We start from the raw sequence: 20241 nt of genomic DNA, 5'->3' as shown, positions 1-20241 counted from the left end.
GGACATAAGTTTTAATATAGGCGTAATGCCTGTTAATATAGACAAACTTTAAGGGAGTTATGCAATGAAATATGGATTAATAACATTTTCTTCATTGGCTCTAATACTTTCTTCTATGCAGATTCATACATCTGATATGGAAGCAGTTTTAGAAGTTGGAAGAGAAAATCAAGAACTGTCAGCAAGTTCACAGGACAGAATCGATAAAACTGAAAGACAAACAGACAAAATTGTAAATGAATATAAAGTTGTTTCAAAACAAGTCGAAGGCCTAAAACTTTATAACGAACAAAAAAGAATACAGATTCAAGCTCAACTTGATTTAATGGATAAGCTAGATGAACAACTCATACAAGTAGTTGTCATGCAAAGACAGATACCGCCTTTGGCTCAAAGAATGCTAGAAAGTTTAGAAACATTTATTTCTTTAGATACACCATTTAGAAAAGCAGAGAGACAAAATAGAGTTGATTTAGTTCGAGCATCATTAGCCAAACCTAAAGTAACAGCATCAGAACAGGTAAGACAAGTTCTTGAAGCTTATAACATTGAAGCGGAATATGGCAGAAAAATTGATACATATGAGGACACACTTTCTGACGGAACTGTTGTGAATATATTAGTAATAGGAAGAATTGGTATGTTTTATCAGACAAAGGACGAAAGAACGAGTGGTAGATGGAATAATGATACTAATTCATGGGATGAACTATCATCTTCATACAGAAAACCAATAAGAGATGGAATCAGAATGGCAAAAAAACTAGCTCCAACAGATATGCTTTTAATGCCAGTTGTTAAAGGAGAAGTGTAATGAATAATTATAAATTACTATTTTCATTAGCTATTTTTTCATTTGCTTTAAGCAATAATGTTATTGCTCAGGATTCTGATGAGGCTTCTGAAGAGATTTCAACTGTTGAAGCTCTTCTTCTTTTGGTTAAAGAAGGCAAAACTGTTGAACAAGCTGCAAATACTGATAGAGAAAATGAATTTCTTGCTAACAAGAATAAACAAGCATCTATTTTGGCTGCTGAAAAAAGAGAATTAGCAAGACAAGAGAAGATAGCAGATACATTAGAAGCAGAATATAAGAAAAACGAGAGCATATTAATAGTTAAAGAAGATGCTTATAAAAAAGAACTAGGATCTTTAGTAGAGCTATTTGGTCATTTACAAAGCTCTGCAGGTGAAGCTGCAGTTCAATTTTCAGGTTCCTTAACTGGCGCTCAATATGGTCAAGAAAGGGTAGACTTTTTAAATGATCTTACAAGCAAAATGTCAGAAACAACTGAATTACCTACCATTAGAGAAATTGAAGGATTATGGTACGAACTTCAAAGAGAAATGGTTGCAAGTGGTCAAGTTGTGTCATTTGATACAGAAGTAATAGATGTTAATGGTGAAGCAGAAGAATGTAATGTCACTAGAATAGGATTATTTAATGCCGTATGTGACGACAAATATTTAGAGTATGCTACTTCAAAGGGACAATATGCATTTTTACCAAGACAGCCTGCAAGCAGATATACAAAGACTGCAAGAAGAATTGGTAGAGCTGACCCAGGTGATGAAATTAGATTTGGCGTAGATCCAACTGGACCAACTGGCGGAAGTCTTTTAGCAAATCTTATTCAAACTCCATCACTAATGGAAAGAGCTGCTCAGGGAAGAGAAGTTGGTGCTGCAATAATTGCTGTGGGTGCTATTGGAATACTTTATGCATTTTATAAATTATATAGCTTATTTATGCTTGGAAGATTGGTCAGAAAACAAGCTAAATCTAAGACTCCAGATGAAAATAATCCGTTGGGAAGAGTTTTGAAAGCTGGGCAGGAAAATTTCAGTAAAGACATAGATACTCTTGAACTAAAATTAGCTGAAGCGATTATGGCAGAGAGACCATCCATTGAAAGAGGTATTGGAGCAATAAAAATTATTTCAGTTATTGCGCCGCTCGCTGGTCTTTTGGGAACTGTCACAGGTATGATTGTTACATTCCAAATGATTACTTTATACGGTACTGGTGATCCAAAATTAATGGCTGGAGGTATCTCTCAAGCTCTTGTGACCACGGTGCTTGGACTTCTTGTTGCAATTCCAACTACTTTTTTACATTCTTTTACACAATCATCTGCTAAAGGAATTATTGGTATTTTAGAAGAGCAGAGCACTGGAATATTAGCAGAGCACGCAGAAACTAATTAGGATCGAGTATGTTTTTTGCAATTTCAGAGGCATTTTCATCTATCAGGGACTTTATGGAAGCTGGTGGAAGTGTGCTCTGGCTTATTGCCATTCTTGTATTTGCTATGTGGGCAATGATATTTGAGAGAATTTGGTTCTTTTCATATGGCTATAATCAGTACATTTCAGTTCAATCTCAGAAATGGAATAACAGATCTGATAAAACTTCTTGGCACGCCCTGCAAATCAGAGAAAAAATAATTTCACAAGCAAAAATTGAAATCAGCAAGAACCTAAGCATTATTCAAACTTGTGTAATGCTTGCACCATTATTTGGATTGCTGGGAACAGTCACAGGAATGATAGAGGTTTTTCAAGTTATGGCTTTTAACGGTGGTGGTGATGCCAGAGCTATGGCTGGAGGAGTTTCAAAAGCCACTCTTCCAACAATGGCAGGTATGGTTGTTGCCCTTTCTGGTGTATTTGCTAGCATATATTTAAATAGTGCAAGTGAAAAACATAAAACCGATCTAAATGAAATAATTAAGAGAGAAATATAAGGAGTTTTTATGAGAAGAAATGCAATTTCATCAGCTGTAAAAGATGAAGAAAGTGAAATTAATTTAACACCTATGTTAGATGTAGTATTCATAATGCTCATATTTTTTATTGTTACTGCAAACTTTATCAAAGAACCAGGCCTTGAAATTAATAGACCAGATTCTGAAACTGCAGAAACCCAAGAAAATGCTGCAATATTAGTTGCTGTTGGTCCCACTGGTGAGGTTTGGATGGACGGCAGAAGAATAGATGTTAGACAAGTTAAAGCAAATGTCGTTAAACTTTTAGCAGACAATCCGCAAGGCTCAGTTGTAATACAGGCTGATGAAAAGGCAATGGCTGATACTATAATTAAAGTAATGGATGGTGCAAGAGAAGCAGGAGTCAACGCAATATCATTAGCATCTGAACCAAAATAGAATTATGGATCAAGCCCTTTCAATTTTAAACTCAATCATTAGGCCTATTAAAGATCTATATATAAGAGCTTTTAATGCAAATAAAATTGCTGCTGGCATAGGTTTTTCTGTTTTAATCACATTTGGATTATTTTCAATAATGGTTATATTAATTGCTCTTGGTGATAGTGGTATGAAAGAGGATAGTTCTGTAAAACTAGCTGATGTAGTAATGCCAGAGAGAGAAATAGATACGTTTCTTACAGAAGTTGATAAGCCTGATAAGCCTGAGGAACAACCAGAAGATATTGCACAACCAGAGTTAGATCTTCAACCTCTGGCTGGGATAGACGTTAATATTGCAAAACCTAAAGCAAATTTCAAAGCTGGAGGTAGTTTTTTTAGGGACGGTGAATATATTCCTTTATTTAAAGTACAGCCAGTATATCCGAGAAGGGCTCAGGAAAGAGGAACGCAAGGTTACGCGATAGTTCAATTCACAATTACAGAGACCGGAACTGTTGAAGATGTTGAACCATTAGAAGGATGGTGTGGAGATCCAACGAATCCAGATACTGAGTATAGACCATGTACCATATTTAATAGTTCATCAGCAAGGGCAGCATTAAAACTTAAATACAAACCAAAAATAGTTGATGGTAAAGCAACACCAGTCCAAGGCGTTCTTCATAGATTTACTTATATTATGGAGCAAGATGTATGATTAATTTAAAGAATCAATTTATTTATATCTTTTTTTCACTAATTATTTTTAGTGGCTCTTTCTTATTTGTTGCGTCGAATATTCAGGCTCAAGAAGCATCTGAAAAACCAAAAAAAGAAATTAAATACAGAAAAGCAAGGGCATTACAATCGTCTACAGCAAAAAAAATGGCAAAAGTATATGAAGCTCTCGAAAGAGTAAATGATGTAGGTGATCTTGATCCAGATATGGAAACAGTTACCAATATTCTTACTGAGCTAAGAAATGATTCAGCAAATTTAAAAAGTTACGATAGATCTGTCATGTGGAATGCTTGGGGTTACGTATATTTTTCAGATGAAAAATATGATCAAGCAATTCAAGCATATGAGAAAACAATTTCTGAGCCAGAAGTTACTATTCCAATAAGAGTGCAAGCATTATTAACAATGGGTCAGCTTTATATGGTTCAAGGAAACTATAGGAAAGGTGTAGAATTTATTTTAGATTGGATGTCTGAAGTTGAAACAGTTACTGCACAATCTTGGGGTATTTTAGGACAAGCTTATTTTCAGTTAGAAGATCATAAAAAATCTATGTCTGCTATCGAAAAAGCAATACAGCTTGCTGAAGAAGTTGAGGGCTATAAACCTAAAGAAAATTGGTATGTATTGCTAGCAGCAAATATTGAAGAATTAAAAGCTGAAATAGGAGAGAAAGATTCTCTACTAAGGCAAGTTGATATTTATGAGATTCTTGTAAATCTATACCCAAAAAAACTTTACTTTATTCAACTTGGTGGGTCATACGCTAGATTAAATCGAGAAAGAGATTATATGATTACTTTAAAAGCTGCACATGCAAAAGATTTTTTGAACAAAGAATCCGAATATTTAGCATTAACGCAATTATTACTTCTAAATGAAAATCCTTATTGGGCAGCTAAAGTTTTGGTATCAGGTCAGAATAAAAAAATTACGATAGTAGATGAAAAGACAAAAGAAGAAAAAATAGTTCCTGTTGTAAAAGATACTGAAAAAAATCTAAGACTTCTTGCAGATGCATGGAGAATGGCACAAGAGATTAATGAAGCCATACCTGTCTTAGAGAGAGCTGCAAAGTTGGCGAAAGATGGAGAACCATATGTTTTATTGGGGAATTTATACTTATCAGAAGATAGAATTGATGATGCTGTAACAGCAATAAAATTAGGTTTAAAAAAGGGTAAGATAGAAGGCAAAAAACTATCTCAAGTATACTTGACTCTTGGTCAAGCATATTTTGAACTTCAAGAATTCGATGAAGCAAGAAAACAATTTAGAATAGCAGCCAGAGACAAAGACAAGAAAATTAAAGGAACGGCAAATAATTGGTTGAAATATACAGAGAACGAAGAAATAAGAGTTAAAAATTTAGCATTGAGAAGAGATTACATTCAAAACTCCTCATAGTTTTACATATTCCTCAACTTTAAAATCGAAATCATTGTCAGCATCTTTTAAATAACTTTCACTCTGAGTTTTTTTCCAATTCTTAAGATCAAATTCTGGATAAAATACCTCTCCATTTTCTATTTCACAATCTACGCGTGTTAATATGAGTTTATTAAAATAGTCCAAAGTATCTCTAAATAAAAAACCACCGCCTATAATAACTATCTCATTTTCTAAATCATTTTCTAAATTGTATTCTTCTGCAGCTTTGATAGCTAAGTTTATATTCGTAAATATTTGTGCATTTGGAATATGTTTTAGAGTATTTGAGACAATATAGTTTTGTCTATTTGGAAGCGGCCTTCCGATTGAATCATATGTTCTTCTTCCCATCACAATAACTTTATTGAGAGTATATTTTTTAAAATGCTCAAGATCTTTTTTCAAATTCCAAGGCAAATCATTATCGACCCCGATAACATTATTATTAGACATTGCAACTACATGAGAAATTATCATTTAGATTGCCATTTTTGCTTTAATTGCAGGATGATGATCATAATTTTCAAGTATAAAGTCATTAACTGTATATTCTTTAAGATCACTAATACATTTTAGTTTAGGTAAAATTAATTTTGGTAGTTTTTTAGGCTTTCTATCAAGTTGTTCTTTTACCTGATCAATAGAATTTAAATAAATATGAGCATCCCCAAAAGAGTGAACGAATTTTTTAGGCTTAAGATCTAATATTTCAGCAAATATTGATAATAGAAGGGCATAACTTGCAATATTAAAAGGAACACCAAGAAACATATCGGCACTCCTCTGATACATATGACAACTTATTTCACCCTCATGAACATAATATTGGCTCATTACATGACATGGGGGTAGAGCCATCTTCTCTATTTCACTTACATTCCACGCAGATAAAATATGTCTTCTTCCATTAGGGTTATTTTTTAAGTTATGTATAAGGTCTTTAATTTGATCAATTCCGTTCCAATCGCGCCATTGGACTCCATAAACTGGACCTAATTCCTTTTTAACATCATTATTTATATAACCTAAATCTTTTCCCTGATTTTCTGCATTGTCTGTCCATATAGTTGAATATTTTGAAAGATCTTTGATTTCCTCTCTATTTTTACAATACCTAATCTCTGCCAGTCTTCTTTCATCTCCTGATCCCTCAAGAAACCATAAAAGCTCTGAAACAACTCCCTTCCATGCAAGAGATTTTGTCGTAACAGCTGGAAAGCCATTTGAAAGATCAAAAGTTAGTTGATGTCCGAATGAAGATATTGTTCCTGTATTAGTTCTGTCATCTTTTGTTTCACCATTTTCAATAATATGCCTTAAAAGATCTAGATATGCCTTCATGTTTTTTTCCTAGAAAATATGAACATAATTATACCGATTATTATCATAGGAATGCATAAGATTTGACCCATACTAAGCGAATCAAAAGCTACATATCCTAGATGTGAATCAGGTTGTCTAAAATATTCAATTGCAAATCTTATAACCCCATAGAATATCAGGAATGATGAGCTTATAACTCCAATTGTTTTTGAATAAATGCTTATGAAATATAAGATTAAAAATAAAATAATTCCCTCTCCAAAACTTTCATACAATTGTGATGGATGTCTTAGAAGCCCATAAGGGTCTGTCGGAAAAACAAAACCCCATTCACCATTCGTAGGCCTGCCATAAAGCTCCCCATTTAAAAAATTCCCAATTCTAACTAAACCAAGACCAATAGGCATTGCAACTGCAACAGCATCCAAAAGTCGCAAAAAGCTGATATGATTTTTTTTTGAAAAATAAAAAAGACTAATAACGACACCAAGCAATCCTCCATGAAAACTTAAACCACCTTGCCATACAAAAAACATCGATAAAGGGTTTGCTAATAATTGATCTAAACCATAAACAAACATATAACCTATCCTTCCACCACATATTGCACCTAAAAAAAGACCATAAAAAATTACCATATCACTAACTTTTTCTTTATTTATATGTAGCTCAGAAATAATTCTGCTTCTCTGTAAAAAAATCAAAATAAAGAAAGCAGATAAAGCCCAAGTTACAGCATAGTATTGGATGCTGAAGGAACCTATTTTGATAATGCTTGGATTATTAAAAAAATTAGAAAGTTCTATAATCATATTGAAAACATGTAAAAAGCTATACAAATTAATAGTATACACATAAGGTTTCGCAAAGTATTTGTTGAGAAAAAATGCGCTAAATTTCCGCCAATTCTAGCTGAGAATACACTTGTTATGGATATACCAACTACAGCTGGTAAATATGTATAACCAAAACTAAGCATTGGAAGTTTGGCTTCATTAAGACCAAGGATTACATATCCTAAAGATCCAAATATTGCTATAGGAATTCCACATGCAGAGGATGTTCCAATACTTTTTTTAAGGCTTAATCCAATATTTTTTAAATAGGGTACAGTAAAAAGTCCTCCTCCTATACCTAATATTGATGATAAAAATCCAATTCCTGAACCAGATAAAACTAATAGCCTTTGGCTTGGACCATTGTTAGTTAACCTAAATTTTAAATCAAAAAAAATCTGGATGACAATTAGACCTATAAGAATCCCAATAAATTTTTTAACATACTCACCAGGAATTTGAACAGTAAATAAAGCTCCTGTTAAAGCGCCAAAAACAATCCCATAACTTATAAATTTAAAATAGGAATTTACAACCGCTTTATTTTTATAATGAGTATATGCTGATGCAAGGCCAGTAAATACGATTGTTGCCATTGAAGTGCCAATTGCTAAATGAACAATTATCTCACCATCAAAATTTGAACCGATAAATGATGCAATAAGAATTGGAACAATAATTAGACCTCCACCAATACCAAACATGCCTGCAATCAGACCAGCAAATATTCCTAGCACTCCGTATGTAAAAAATTCCTCAATCATAATTCCATATTTTAATTTTTATTCGAGAACATATTTGAATATGTTTCTTTGAATTCTAGAAGTGCATTTCTGTAAACATCTTTTTTGAAAGAAACTATTTTGGTAATAGGATGCCAATATGAAACCCACTTATGTTCCTCAAATTCATTCGCAGGATCATTAGCAAAAGATACTTTACAATTTTTTATTAATTTAAATAAAAACCATTTTTGTTTTTGACCTAAAAATTTTTTTTGTAAAAAATTTTTTTTTCTTTTATTTATTGGCACATCGTATTTATACCAATTATTAGTTTCTGCAATCATTTCTATACAATTTGACTTAATACCAACTTCTTCGAATGTTTCACGAATTGCAGCATTCAAAGGTTTTTCTCCAAAATCAATTCCTCCTTGAGGGAATTGCCAATTATTTGAATTACTTCTTTTGCATAAAAGCAATTTGCCATTATCATTAACAATAATTATTCCAACATTTAAACGATAATTTGAATCTTTGACCATTTTGAAAATTACATGAATTTAACAATATTTGATCTTGATAATACCATTCTTAATGGTGATTCTGATTATTCTTGGATTAAATTTCTGATAGATTCAAATCGTGTTGATGTTGAAGAATATACAAAAAAGAATGAATATTTTTATCAAAAATACTATCAAGGCAATTTAGATTATTATGAGTGGGCAGAATTTGCTCTTTCTACAATAAAAGATAAAGATATAAGTACTGTGAAAAAACTCTTAGATATTTTTTTAGCAGAAATAATTGAGCCTATGATTAATATTTATGCTCTAAAAATTATTCATGACCATCATCATAAAGATGATGTTTTGCTATTAGCAAGCGCCACTAACAATGTCATTGTTGAACCAATTGGAAAAAGATTAGGGTTCTCAAACATAGTTGCAACTGAAGTTGAGACTATAAATGATGTTTATACTGGCAAGATTAATGGAATACCTGCCCTTGGCGAAGGCAAACTTTTAAAAGTAAAAGAATGGATGAAAAAGAACAATTTTTTAGACTTTAATAATGTCACTTTTTATACAGATTCAATAAATGATCTTCCGTTGTTAAAAGTTGTACAAAATCCTATCGCAGTAAATCCAGATACAAAATTAAAACAAATTTGTATTGAAAAGAACTGGATGATAAAAGACTTACCTTAAATTTTATCTGCAATTATTTCTGCAGTGGCTGCACTTAATGTCCATCCTAAGTGGCCATGACCAGAATGATAAAAAACTCCCTTAACTTTACTTTCACTTAAGACTGGCATCATATTTGATGACATTGGTCTAAATCCTCCCCATGAGCTATAGTCTTCAATTTTTATATTGGGAAAATAATTGTTTACCCATGCTAATAACGGTTGAATTCTTTCAATATTAACCTTGGGATCATATCCTGAGATTTCTGCAGTTCCAGCAATCCTCAATTTATTTCCAAGCCTACTAGAAACAATTTTTAATGGCTGGTCGATAAGAGAGATAATAGGTGCATATCTTTTCGATTGTTCATCTTTCAGATCAATAGTAACGCTATATCCTTTCACTGGGTAAATGTTCATACTATCACCAAGATTATCAGCAAAAGTTTGTGTATTTACGCCAGCACAAACTACAACATTATCAAAACTCATATCATTTTCGTTGTCATCATTTTTTATAGTTACAATAATTTTGTCATTCGATTTAGAGATATTTGTCACAAGTGTGTTGAGTTCAATATTAGCAAAGTATTTTTCAACTAAAACCTTCTGGAGGTTAACACAAAATTTATGAATATCACCACTTGCATCAGACTTCGTATATATTCCGCCGATAATATTTAATTTAGGATTGTTTGCTAACGCCGGCTCCAATGAAAAAACTTCATCAGATGAAATGACATCCCATTCTAATCCATCTTGCTGCATCCAAGATGCTTTATTGGCATCTTCTTTAAATGATTTTTTTGAATCATAAAATCTTAGAATACCTTTTTTTAATAGATCGAATTCAATATTTTCTTCATCTGCAATTTGAAAATATATTTCCCGAGCTTTCTTTGCAAGCTCAATAGTTTTTAATGTGTTATTTCTATGTTCTCCATTAATAGTTGATAGAAAAAAACCTATTAACCATTTATATTTTTGAAGGCTTGGGGCTGGATTCAATAGTAATGGAGCATCTTTTTTAAACATCCACTTCAACCCATTGACAAGATTACCTGGAGTGTTCCAAGTTTCGGCATTGCTAACGCTTAATTGAGCGCCGTTTGCGTAGCTACCTTCCATTGCTGCAGAGCTTCTTGCATCAAAAATAGTTACATTATGATTTTTTTGCAACAACTTGTAAGCAGTAGCAATACCAGCAATTCCGGCACCAATTATCGCTATTTTTTTCATAACTTATTGTCTCAGTTTTATGAACTTAAATCGATTTAATTTGTTACTTTACCTTTAAATTATTTTATATATAATCTAAACAAGAATCATTCTCATTTAGGATTTACATTATGAGTGAATTTATTATAGTTTTTAGAGAAGTTTTAGAAGCAGCTCTAGTCGTCGGAATTATATATTTGTTATTAGAAAAAACTAATCAAAAAAGTCATTTGCCAAAATTATGGTTTGCAGTATTTTTATCAATTGTAGCAAGTATTTTTGTTGGGTATTTAGTGATACAAGCCAAAAATTCACTAGGAAATGATTCTGTTCAGGCATTATTTGAGGGAATATTCTTATACGTTACAGCAATATTAATTTGGTATGTTATCTTTTGGTTATCTAAAAATGTAAGTGATAAAAAGAAGTTGGAGGAAAGTACCATAAATGCGATAAAACTTTCTTCTTGGGGCGTTTTTCTTGTTGTGTTTTTTGCAATTCTTAGAGAGGGTTTTGAAACGGCAGTTTTTTTAATATCAAGCTTCTCTATAACTGGAAAATTTTCATATATAGGATTTTCAGTTGGCGCTTTTTTGGCGGTTTTAATTGGTTATCTTATTGTTCAACAGGGTAGAAGAATTAATTTACGATATGTTTTTAAATATACTACTTTACTTTTAGTCTTCTTAGCAGCTGGTATGGTTGCATACGGTACTCATGAGTTTGAGGAATATTATGTGAAGTCTGAAAAAATACAAAGCTCAGAAATTACAAGAGCATGGAATATCCTTGAACCAACTTCAAATATTGAAACAGGGACAACTCTCTATCATCCTATGCATGATAAAGGAAACATTGGCATTTTTCTAAAAGGTTTTTTTGGCTACAACAGCAATCCAAATATTCCTGAAGTTCTCTTATGGGTCCTTGCGCTTATGTTTGGGTTAAATATGTGGAGAAGATTTTACTACTAGTTAAGAATCAAGTTGATCCATATTTTTAATTGATTTTTTCATTTGTCTTTCTCGAGTTGCATGTTCATTCACTGTTTTTAATAATGCATCAGTCTTTTTCATAAGATCCTCAGTAGAGTTGCCAAATTTTTCAAATTCTTTTTTCATTTTTCCAAATTCCTGCATGATTTCACCAGCTCTTTCATTTAACGCTAGAGTTCTGAATCCCATATGAACACTTATAAGGTATGCCGCTAGTGAATTAGGCCCCATTATTAAAATACGATGGTCTCTAAAAATTTTTTCTCTAATATTTTCAATAGAATCAATCAGCTGCATTAGACTTTCACTTGGTATATACATAATACCTAAATCTACAGTAACACCTGTTTGAATATACTTATCTTTGATATCATTTGCATCTTTTAAAATATGGCGTTTTATGTCATCTTTTGTTCTTTTTACAAGAGTTTCATCTTTTTGTTCAATAGCAGTAAGATAATTTTCGAATAGTCCTGAAGGGAATTTAGCATCAATTGGTAATAGTAAACCCTCAGGAAGCTTAATAACAAATTCAACTCTTTTCCCAGATCCAGGTATGACTTCATAATTACTTAAAAACTGTTGAGAGTGAAATATATCTTTTATGATAGCCTCAAGAGACCATTCACCAAATTTCCCTGCTAATGTTCCACCCGATAGATATCTATTTAATTTATTTAAAGGGTCTTGAAATGATTGAATATCTTTGGAAAGATCAAACAATGTGGATTCTTGTCTTTCAACAGCTTTATCTATGTCTCTTATCGAATCTCTAGGATCAAAGTAGTTTGAATTATTCCTAACGCTTATATAAAGAAGTATCGCAAGCAATAATATTATTACAATTAATAAGATTGTTATGTATAGCACTTATGAATTTATCCTATAAAATATATATAATATGAATTCAGCTGACTCTATTTTAACTCATTTTAAAAAATATAAAGATATGTCAATTAATATTGATATAACGCGGGGCAAACCTGAAGGCTTGCAATTAGACATTTCTAATGAATTATTGAGCTTAAAAGTTGATCCAATAACAGAAAGTGGTATTGATCTTAGAAATTACGGCGAGCCACTTGGAATCGAAGAAGCAAGAGAACTAGGTTCCCAGATTTTAGGTGCTCCATCTAAAAATATAATAGCAGCAGAGCAATCTAGTTTACTATTAACTTACCAAACATTTTTGTCCTACTATTTATTTTCAGACGATCCATGGAAAAAAAGAAAATCAAAAAAATTTATTTATCCTGTACCAGGTTTTGATAGACATTTCAGAATATTAGAAGATTTTGATATTGAGGTAATTACTGTCCCTTTGAAAGATGATGGCGTTGATATTGAAGAATATACAAAAATTCTTAAAGAAAACAATGATGTTTGTGGAATTTTATCAGTACCAAGACACTCAAACCCATCTGGTGAGACGTTTACAGACGAAAATATAAAAAAAATTTTTAAGATTGGTAAAGAATATTCAGATAATTTTTTATTTATATTTGATCATGCTTACTTAGTTCACGACTTTCTTCCAACTATAAAACAAACACCAATATGGAGCATAGCAACAACAGAAAAAGTTACCGATAATTGCGTTGTGGCTACCTCATTTTCAAAAGTAACATTTGGAGGAGGAGGTCTCTCATTTATTTTATCTGGAGGAAGATCATTTAATCTTATAAAACGGATGCGTGAATCTATGATTATCTGTCCAGACAAGATAAATCAGAAAAGACATGTCATGTTTTTAAAAGATATAGACAATATTACAAACCATATGAAAAAACATGCTGAATTAATTCTCCCAAAATTTGAGGCAGTTAAAAAAATATTATCTGACATTCCCTCAGAGTGTGGATCTTTTTCAAATCCAACAGGTGGTTACTTTATGACTTTCAATTTTAATAAACCAATTGCGACGAAAGTACAGACAATTTGTGAAGAAATGGGTTTATATATAACTCCTGCTAGCTCATTATTTCCAAAAGGAAAATGTCTAGATAATGTTTTACGTATTGCTCCTACTTATGTATCTGTTAATAAATTAGAACTTGCAATGAATATCTTCATAACAGCAGTTCAAATTGCCCATTTCGATATTGAGTATTAATTCTTTGACCTATTAAAAGGTATATAATTTTTACCGTCATAGTGCGAAAAAACTTTCTTTATGTCTGGGTGACTTGCTTCTTTATTACTAGCGTCATGTAATAAATTTTGTTCTGATACATATGCAATGTAGAAAATTTCCTCATTTTCAGCAAACAAATGATAAAAAGGTTGATCTTTTCTAGGTCTCAGATTTTTAGGAATTGCTTGATACCATTCCTCAGTATTATTAAATTTTGGATCTAAATCAAAAATGACACCTCTAAAATTTAAAAAACGGTGTTTAACAATATTTCCAATTGAAAACTTTGCTTCTATTACTTCTTGCATTATATTTGTAAGTTAAACTATTTAAGGAAAAAAGTCATGGAAGAAAATTTTTTAATTGTATCATCAGACAGTATTTCAAATGTAGAAATTAAAGAGCACATTGGGATTGTTCAAGGTAGTGCAGTAAGAGGAAGAAATATTGGCGTAGATTTTTTAGCTAGACTGAAGAATATTGTTGGTGGTGAGTTGGTAGGGTATACATCACTTTTATCAAAAACAAGAGAACAGGCTTTAATGAGGATGATAGAAGATGCAAAATCAAAAGGCGGCAATGCTGTGGTTGCTTTTAGATATCAAACCTCAACAATTACTGATGGAGCTTCTGAAATATTAGCTTTTGGTACTGCGGTAAAAATTTAAAAAAAGGAATCACTATGAATAAAACTGAGAAGACTGCTTTCAGAGAGGCATTAATTGTTGTTCTTATGGGTGCAATTATTAACTTTCCATTACAGACCTTTCTGTTATGGTTAACCATTGACAGTTGGAAATGGTCAAACCCTTTAACAATTTCGTTGTTTACCCAAACTATTATTACAGTAGTTGCGCTTGTGAGGGTATTTTCAATACGAATGCGATTTAAAAGAGGTAGATTTTAGTAGATATTTTTTTCAAAAAAACTATTTACATCTATATTTAAAGGAGGATAATGCTCCGATATTTATATTTATAAATGTTAATTCTTTACATTTATTAATATGAATATCATAGAATTTATTCAAATTAGTAGTGTTATTTTTGGAACAGTTTTAGCTGCACCGCTTCTTGTCTCTAAAAAAGTAAAAAAAAGAGCTATTGGACTTTTGGCTATTATTACTGGAAGCTTATTGGCAATGATTGTTCAATTTTATTCTGGTTTGTATTATTTTTTATTTGCTTCTGGATTTTGGCTGATTAATTCTTTTATTGCTTTAAAAAAAATACATAAATCGAAAAGAAGAAAAATTTAATTTTTAACAAAATCTTTATATTCTAAAATTTGAATACTGTTTAAGTTTTTTGAACTTTTAACCATTGTTGCAGCAACCTTTTTTGCTTCTATGTTTCGAAATTTTTTTAAGCCAGATATCATTAATGGTTGAACAAGTTTTGAAAAAAACTCTATAAACTCAATTAATTTTGCGTGCGGTTGATTCAATCTTTTGCCCAATAAATGACTAGGCCGTGCAAATGTGATGCTTTCATATCCAATTTTTTTTATTTCTTCCTCAAGCTCGCCCTTTGTCTTTAAATATAAGTTCATTGAATTAGGGTTTGCACCAACTGCAGAGACAACTAAAATTTGCTTAGTACCATTCGCAAAAGCTAATCTCGCCACTTTTAAAACAGTTGAAAAATCAACTTTCATAAATTCCTGCCTCTTTTTATGAGGAATAAACATAAGATCAAATATAGATAATTTGTATCCAATAGCTACATATAAAGTATCTGCACTTGGTAAAATATTTAAATTAGTGAAATCAGTAATTATTTCTTCAGTACTATAATCCTTTTTTAGATTGGGTTTTCTAGAAAGTATTATTACTTTCTCATCAGTCTCCTCAAGATTTTTTAATATGTATGAACCCACTAAACCTGAAGAACCTATAACCAAAGATATATTTTTTTGCATTTTAAATTATACTTAAGGTGTGACTAACTAACTCATCGATGCTTAATGATCCATCCAGTTTAAGCTCACCCCATTTTTCATATAATACAATTCTTTCTTTATAAGCGTCTTCAATTGAAGTACCAGGCACAACTGCAAGACCTCTATCTTCACCATTTTCTATTCTATTTTTAATAATATCAAAAGGGGTATCAAGATATATAATTTTAGAAAATTTTGAAAGATGAAGCATAGATTTATCAGAATATACTGCACTTCCACCAGTAGAAATAATTTTAATAGTCGAAGTAATATTCATTATTACTTTTTCTTCTTCACTTCTTAAAAATTGATAACCGTATTTTGTTTTTATTTGTTCGAGTGTTAATTGATGCTTTTCTTCGATGAGGCTATCAGTATCTAAAAACTCAACATTTAGTTCTTTGGATAATGCTTTACCTAGGGTTGATTTACCACATCCAGCCATGCCAATTAGTGAAATGTTTTCCATAGTTAATTTATTTATTTAAGTTTCTTATGAATATTTTTTTTAATGGATTTAATTTCATTTGAAACAGGGACAATTTTATTTTTAAAAAATAATTCATGATTCTCTTCAACAACATCAAGATCATATAAATAGTTAGCCATAACCCCATATGATTGAGTCAATCCTTTTTCTGAAAGGTCAGCATTAAGGTTTATTCTTTCTAAACTTGCACCGTTACCAATATGAAATCTTCCCACAGGATCGTTAGGCATATTGTCAGACCTGTCAGATTCTGTTAAGTATAGTATTGTTTTTTTCAGTAGTTCTTCATCGCTACAGCTCTTTTCAGAACATCTTTCAAATGTAATCGGCGCATATTCTTCCATCCATTTCATCAAACCAGGGATGGGAGATAGTGTTAAAAATTGGTTAAGGTTAGGTAATTCTCGTTTGAGAGTTTTTGCAACTTTTTTTATAAGAAAATTACCAAAAGAAATTCCTAATAAACCATTTTGACAATTTGAAATAGAATAAAAAATAGCAGTATTTACATCCTCAATATCAATTTCATTTCTATCAATCTTAATGATTTCTTGAATAGACTTAGGAATATCTTTACATAAGGCAACTTCAACAAATATTAGAGGATCGTTAGGTATTAATGGATGAAAAAATGCAAAGCACTGTCTATCGGTTGGTGCTAATCTAGCTCGCAAATCATCCCATGAATTTATTTCATGTACAGCTTCGTATTCAATAATTTTTTCAAGGATATTTGCAGGAGTTTCCCAATCAATTTTTTCTAGAACTAAAAATGATGGATTAAACCAATATTTAAAAAGTTTTAATAATCCAGAATCAAAAGTTTTCAATTCAGGATCATTTAAGGTTCGAATTCTTTCTCTTAATTTTACTAATCTTGATGTTCCATTTGAGGTCGAATTCAGCCTTCTAAATAATTCAATCCATTTTGGTTCAGCTGAGATATTTATTTTTTTCAAGTTTTGTTCACTTTTTTCATTTGAATAATTTTTTACATCTTTCATTAATGCTTTGGTATCAATATCATGATTAGCTAATAAATTTTTAAGAAATTTTGAAAGCCCTTCATCATTTTCTTTTTCAATAAGATTTAATAAATGTTCTGCATAAACAAGAGTTGATACTTCTCCAGTTGTTGACATAACCGAATCTACTGCCTTATCTATATTATTATGAAGCTTTCCAAGACCCTTTGAGCCAAAACGATTAAGCCGACGAGTACTCTTAACTAGTGAAGATAAAATATTTTGAAAAAAACTCATATAGTAATTATGCCATTATTTGAAACATTTAAAGAGGGTATATTTTTTATAAACTTATAAAATGGTGCCCAGAGGTGGGATCGAACCACCGACACAAGGATTTTCAGTCCTTTGCTCTACCAACTGAGCTATCTGGGCTTAAATTGAACTTTGGATTATAGGCAAGTTTAAAGGTGTTGTCATCAAGTGAAATAGTTATGCGCGAACTCTTTCATTTGAAGGATCATAAAGAGATCCTTTGCCAACAATTTGAACAGTCATTGGATATAAACCATCACCATCTTCATTAAAATACTCAATTAAAAGTGATTTCCCTTGAACAGCAATCTCTTTTGGAAGATATCCCATTACTACGAATTTTTTAATAGAAGGGCAGTATGACATCCCAGTGGTATACGATCTTCGACCTTTACTATCTATAGGTACTTCGCCTGTTGCAGGATCGATAATTGGTGAAATACCTACTGGATATCTTGTATTGCCTGAAACATTTAGATTATCTAATGTCATAGTGCATAGAATAGCGCACGGATCCTCTTTTCTTTGGGAAAGATGTGCTGCTTTGCCATGAAAATCTGCTTCCTTGACCAATGGTCTTTGAATGGCTGATTCAATTGCGTTGTATTCTGTTTCTAAGTCAGCTCCTTGAAGTCTAAAGCTTTTTTCAAGCCTTCTACTATTAGCATAAGTTTCTATTCCAACAGGAACAGCACCAACTTCAAGTAGAGAGTCATATAAGGCTAAGCCGTCTTCACTATCATTATTAAGATAGATTTCCCATCCACTTTCACCAACATATGAAATTCTTCCCGCCCAAACATCAATTTTTTTTCCACCTGACAAATTAAGTGTAAGATTTTTTGATGAAGCGAAAGGAAAATTTTTAATATTTACTTCATTTGGATCAATAAAATTATTCAAAGCTTTTTCTGCTTCTGGGCCCCATAAACCTAAAGTTGCTATATCATGAGTTCTGATATTTATTTCAGCATCCAATTCGTGATCATCACGATAATTTCGCAGTGCAACCCAATCGCGGTTTCCATCAGCTCCCCCAGTTACTACACGATAACTATCTAAGCCTAATCTAGAGATAGTCAAATCTGCATGAACACCACCATCCTCATCAAGAAAATTAGTGTAAATAACTTTACCAACAGGAGTATTACTTCCAACTTTAGCAACAGAAAGATACTCTAACATTCTCTCTGCATCAGGACCTTTAATATCCATGATAGGAAAGTGTGATAAATTGATCATTCCAACTGAATCACTCATTGCCAGGTGCTCAGCATTAGCAATTTCATATGGTACATGTCGTCTGTCCCACTCATTTTCTCGAACTGGTATCTGATTCACATATTTGATAAGTTTTTCTTTGTTACTTTCATATGCAAAAGCTCTTTCCCAGCAAGCTACTTCATTATCAAAATATCCTCCAAGTTCTTTTTCTCTTTCATAAAAAGGGCTTACAAATTTTTCTCTTTGACTAATATATGGTTCTCTTGGATGAACAGCAGGTGTATAAATTGTTTGAGAATTTTCATAGGCTCTTGATTTTACAAATTCTTTTTCTTTTTGCTCTGGATAAAACCTAGATATATCAAATGAATGCATGTCAACCTGAGTTTTACCGTTTACCATTGCTTCTGCACATAACCTGGCACATCCAGGCCCATCTTTAACCCAAACAGCTTCACACATCCAAAATCCTCTTACTTCAGGACTTTCACCTATTAAAGAACCAGCGTCGGGGGTTACCGACAAAAGCCCATTGAATGAACTTTTTTCATCCCAGCCCAGTTCATTAAGTATAGGGGTAGTTTCAAAAGCTTTTTCTAAAGGTTCAGCAACTTCTTCGAGATCTAGATATCTCATTGAATCAGATCCCATTGTTTTTTCTGGATTTCCAATATCTTCAGGATCAACAAGCCTAGGGTTTTTGTCTTCATAAAAACCCCATTCAAGCATTCCTCCATGAAGCCTTCCTGTATCTCTTACGTAAGCAGAGTTACCCTGATCACGAAGAAGAGGGTATATCAAAAAGTCTTCCGCATCCTGCGCTTCTGGTAGCGGACCAAAAAATAACAAAGGATGTTCTAGCGGCATTAATGGAACTGAAACCCCCGCTTTTTTTCCCATTAACGGGCCCCATATGCCGGATGCGATAACAACTTTTTTAGTTTTAATTATTCCTTTATCGGTTTTTACTCCCACGATATGTCCATTTTCAATTTCAAAGTCAAGTGCAGGAGTATCAGTGAATGTTTTAAGTGCACCTTTTTCTTTAGCACTTTCTACCGCAAAACTAACAACATCTTGAGATCGAGGAATAACTAAGCCTGCATCTGGATCCCACATCGCACCTTGCATTGAGTCTTCTTCTAATAAAGGAAATTTTTCTTTAGCTTCCGCTGCTGAAATTAATTTAACATTGCTTCCAAAGGCCTTACCAGAAGATACTTTTCGTTTGAGTTCTTCCCAACGAGCCTCATCATCTTTTCGACAGATTTCTAGGCCTCCTTTTTTTAAAAAGAAGCCATTATCCTCATAAAACTTTCTACTAAATGCTGTCGTCCAGCAACCTAATTTGTCATGGGTTGTATTGTAAACAAAATCAGAAGCATGAGCGGTAGATGCAATATCCGATGGAATTACGGAGGACTTTTCTAACCCGACAATATTTTTTTGACCAAGTTCTGTTAGCCAGTATGCCAACATTGATCCAACAATTCCTCCAACTCCTACGATTACAACATCTGCTTCAGCAGGAAATTTAGAATTAGTTTTATCTGACAAAC

24 protein-coding genes and 1 tRNA gene are annotated in these 20241 nt (G+C 32.2%); 12 read left to right on the top strand and 13 right to left on the bottom strand.

Annotated features, from left to right (window positions below; all coding sequences use genetic code 11):
• Positions 1-64 precede the first annotated feature (64 nt).
• The 6 genes from M9C80_06025 to M9C80_06000 are packed head-to-tail and all read left to right on the top strand — an operon-like array spanning position 65 to position 5300.
• The gene (locus M9C80_06025) at positions 65-814 is read left to right on the top strand and encodes a DUF3450 domain-containing protein (protein URQ69490.1); all 750 of its coding nucleotides are present in this window, start codon (positions 65-67) and stop codon (positions 812-814) included.
• Positions 814-2208: a MotA/TolQ/ExbB proton channel family protein gene (locus M9C80_06020; GenBank protein URQ69489.1), complete on the top strand. Its 1395-nt coding sequence runs from the start codon at positions 814-816 to the stop codon at positions 2206-2208. Before M9C80_06025 ends, M9C80_06020 begins: the two co-directional genes overlap by 1 nt.
• A gap of 8 nt (positions 2209-2216) precedes the next feature.
• Positions 2217-2747: a MotA/TolQ/ExbB proton channel family protein gene (locus M9C80_06015; GenBank protein URQ69488.1), complete on the top strand. Its 531-nt coding sequence runs from the start codon at positions 2217-2219 to the stop codon at positions 2745-2747.
• A gap of 9 nt (positions 2748-2756) precedes the next feature.
• Positions 2757-3167 carry a biopolymer transporter ExbD gene (locus tag M9C80_06010; protein URQ69487.1) on the top strand — a complete coding sequence of 137 codons (411 nt, stop codon included), beginning with the start codon at positions 2757-2759 and terminating at the stop codon, positions 3165-3167.
• A 4-nt stretch (positions 3168-3171) separates the two neighbouring features.
• Positions 3172-3870: a TonB family protein gene (locus M9C80_06005; GenBank protein URQ69486.1), complete on the top strand. Its 699-nt coding sequence runs from the start codon at positions 3172-3174 to the stop codon at positions 3868-3870.
• On the top strand, positions 3867-5300 hold the full coding sequence (locus M9C80_06000; GenBank protein ID URQ69485.1) for a hypothetical protein: 1434 nt from the start codon (positions 3867-3869) through the stop codon (positions 5298-5300). Before M9C80_06005 ends, M9C80_06000 begins: the two co-directional genes overlap by 4 nt.
• Here M9C80_06000 and M9C80_05995 read toward each other — a convergent pair.
• The 5 genes from M9C80_05995 to M9C80_05975 are packed head-to-tail and all read right to left on the bottom strand — an operon-like array spanning position 5295 to position 8750.
• On the bottom strand, positions 5295-5801 hold the full coding sequence (locus tag M9C80_05995; GenBank protein ID URQ69484.1) for a dihydrofolate reductase: 507 nt from the start codon (positions 5799-5801) through the stop codon (positions 5295-5297). The genes M9C80_06000 and M9C80_05995 overlap by 6 nt on opposite strands.
• Positions 5802-6665, bottom strand: coding sequence for a thymidylate synthase (locus tag M9C80_05990; GenBank protein ID URQ69483.1), 864 nt, complete (start codon positions 6663-6665; stop codon positions 5802-5804).
• Complete coding sequence (gene lgt / locus M9C80_05985) at positions 6662-7459, bottom strand: prolipoprotein diacylglyceryl transferase (protein URQ69482.1); 798 nt, start codon at positions 7457-7459, stop codon at positions 6662-6664. The genes M9C80_05990 and lgt overlap by 4 nt, the downstream gene beginning before the upstream one ends.
• A complete protein-coding gene (locus tag M9C80_05980; protein ID URQ69481.1) occupies positions 7456-8247 on the bottom strand; it encodes a sulfite exporter TauE/SafE family protein in 792 nt (263 codons plus the stop codon). The genes lgt and M9C80_05980 overlap by 4 nt, the downstream gene beginning before the upstream one ends.
• Positions 8248-8258: 11 nt before the next feature.
• Complete coding sequence (locus tag M9C80_05975) at positions 8259-8750, bottom strand: RNA pyrophosphohydrolase (protein ID URQ69480.1); 492 nt, start codon at positions 8748-8750, stop codon at positions 8259-8261.
• Positions 8751-8762: 12 nt separating this feature from the next.
• On the opposite strand from M9C80_05975, the gene M9C80_05970 reads away from it, so the two are divergent.
• The gene (locus M9C80_05970; GenBank protein ID URQ69479.1) at positions 8763-9419 is read left to right on the top strand and encodes an HAD-IB family hydrolase; all 657 of its coding nucleotides are present in this window, start codon (positions 8763-8765) and stop codon (positions 9417-9419) included.
• On the opposite strand, the gene M9C80_05965 is transcribed toward M9C80_05970, so the two are convergent.
• Complete coding sequence (locus M9C80_05965) at positions 9416-10639, bottom strand: FAD-dependent oxidoreductase (GenBank protein ID URQ69478.1); 1224 nt, start codon at positions 10637-10639, stop codon at positions 9416-9418. The genes M9C80_05970 and M9C80_05965 overlap by 4 nt on opposite strands.
• Positions 10640-10749: 110 nt before the next feature.
• On the opposite strand from M9C80_05965, the gene M9C80_05960 reads away from it, so the two are divergent.
• Positions 10750-11592, top strand: a complete 843-nt coding sequence (locus M9C80_05960) for an FTR1 family protein (GenBank protein URQ69477.1) — start codon at positions 10750-10752, stop codon at positions 11590-11592.
• Here the strand turns inward: M9C80_05960 and M9C80_05955 are convergent, their stop codons facing one another.
• Positions 11593-12483, bottom strand: a complete 891-nt coding sequence (locus M9C80_05955; GenBank protein ID URQ69476.1) for a DNA recombination protein RmuC — start codon at positions 12481-12483, stop codon at positions 11593-11595.
• A 31-nt stretch (positions 12484-12514) separates the two neighbouring features.
• Here M9C80_05955 and M9C80_05950 point away from each other — a divergent pair, with 31 nt between their 5' ends.
• The gene (locus M9C80_05950; protein ID URQ69475.1) at positions 12515-13726 is read left to right on the top strand and encodes an aminotransferase class I/II-fold pyridoxal phosphate-dependent enzyme; all 1212 of its coding nucleotides are present in this window, start codon (positions 12515-12517) and stop codon (positions 13724-13726) included.
• Here the strand turns inward: M9C80_05950 and hspQ are convergent.
• The gene (hspQ, locus tag M9C80_05945) at positions 13723-14055 is read right to left on the bottom strand and encodes a heat shock protein HspQ (GenBank protein URQ69474.1); all 333 of its coding nucleotides are present in this window, start codon (positions 14053-14055) and stop codon (positions 13723-13725) included. The two genes, M9C80_05950 and hspQ, sit on opposite strands and share 4 nt — an antisense overlap.
• A 36-nt stretch (positions 14056-14091) precedes the next feature.
• On the opposite strand from hspQ, the gene M9C80_05940 reads away from it, so the two are divergent.
• The 3 genes from M9C80_05940 (at position 14092) to M9C80_05930 (ending at position 15005) form a co-directional block, all read left to right on the top strand.
• Complete coding sequence (locus M9C80_05940; GenBank protein ID URQ69473.1) at positions 14092-14415, top strand: YbjQ family protein; 324 nt, start codon at positions 14092-14094, stop codon at positions 14413-14415.
• Between the two features lie 14 nt (positions 14416-14429).
• Complete coding sequence (locus tag M9C80_05935) at positions 14430-14654, top strand: hypothetical protein (GenBank protein URQ69472.1); 225 nt, start codon at positions 14430-14432, stop codon at positions 14652-14654.
• Positions 14655-14753: 99 nt separating this feature from the next.
• Complete coding sequence (locus tag M9C80_05930) at positions 14754-15005, top strand: hypothetical protein (GenBank protein URQ69471.1); 252 nt, start codon at positions 14754-14756, stop codon at positions 15003-15005.
• Here the strand turns inward: M9C80_05930 and M9C80_05925 are convergent.
• The 5 genes from M9C80_05925 to M9C80_05905 form a co-directional block, all read right to left on the bottom strand.
• Entirely contained in the window at positions 15002-15667 is a 666-nt protein-coding gene (locus M9C80_05925; GenBank protein URQ69470.1) for an NAD-dependent epimerase/dehydratase family protein, read from the bottom strand. The genes M9C80_05930 and M9C80_05925 overlap by 4 nt on opposite strands.
• A gap of 1 nt (position 15668) precedes the next feature.
• Positions 15669-16157 carry an AAA family ATPase gene (locus M9C80_05920; GenBank protein URQ69469.1) on the bottom strand — a complete coding sequence of 163 codons (489 nt, stop codon included), beginning with the start codon at positions 16155-16157 and terminating at the stop codon, positions 15669-15671.
• Positions 16158-16168: 11 nt separating this feature from the next.
• Positions 16169-17440, bottom strand: coding sequence for a malonyl-CoA decarboxylase (locus tag M9C80_05915; protein URQ69468.1), 1272 nt, complete (start codon positions 17438-17440; stop codon positions 16169-16171).
• A gap of 62 nt (positions 17441-17502) precedes the next feature.
• Positions 17503-17578, bottom strand: a tRNA-Phe gene (locus tag M9C80_05910).
• Between the two features lie 57 nt (positions 17579-17635).
• On the bottom strand, positions 17636-20239 hold the full coding sequence (locus M9C80_05905; GenBank protein URQ69467.1) for an FAD-dependent oxidoreductase: 2604 nt from the start codon (positions 20237-20239) through the stop codon (positions 17636-17638).
• Positions 20240-20241 lie beyond the last annotated feature (2 nt).

This window comes from SAR86 cluster bacterium (assembly GCA_023703615.1).
GTDB lineage: Bacteria > Pseudomonadota > Gammaproteobacteria > Magnimaribacterales > D2472 > MED-G85.
The sequence above is the reverse complement of the archived record's forward strand: the minus strand, read 5'-3'. Positions and strand labels throughout refer to the sequence as shown.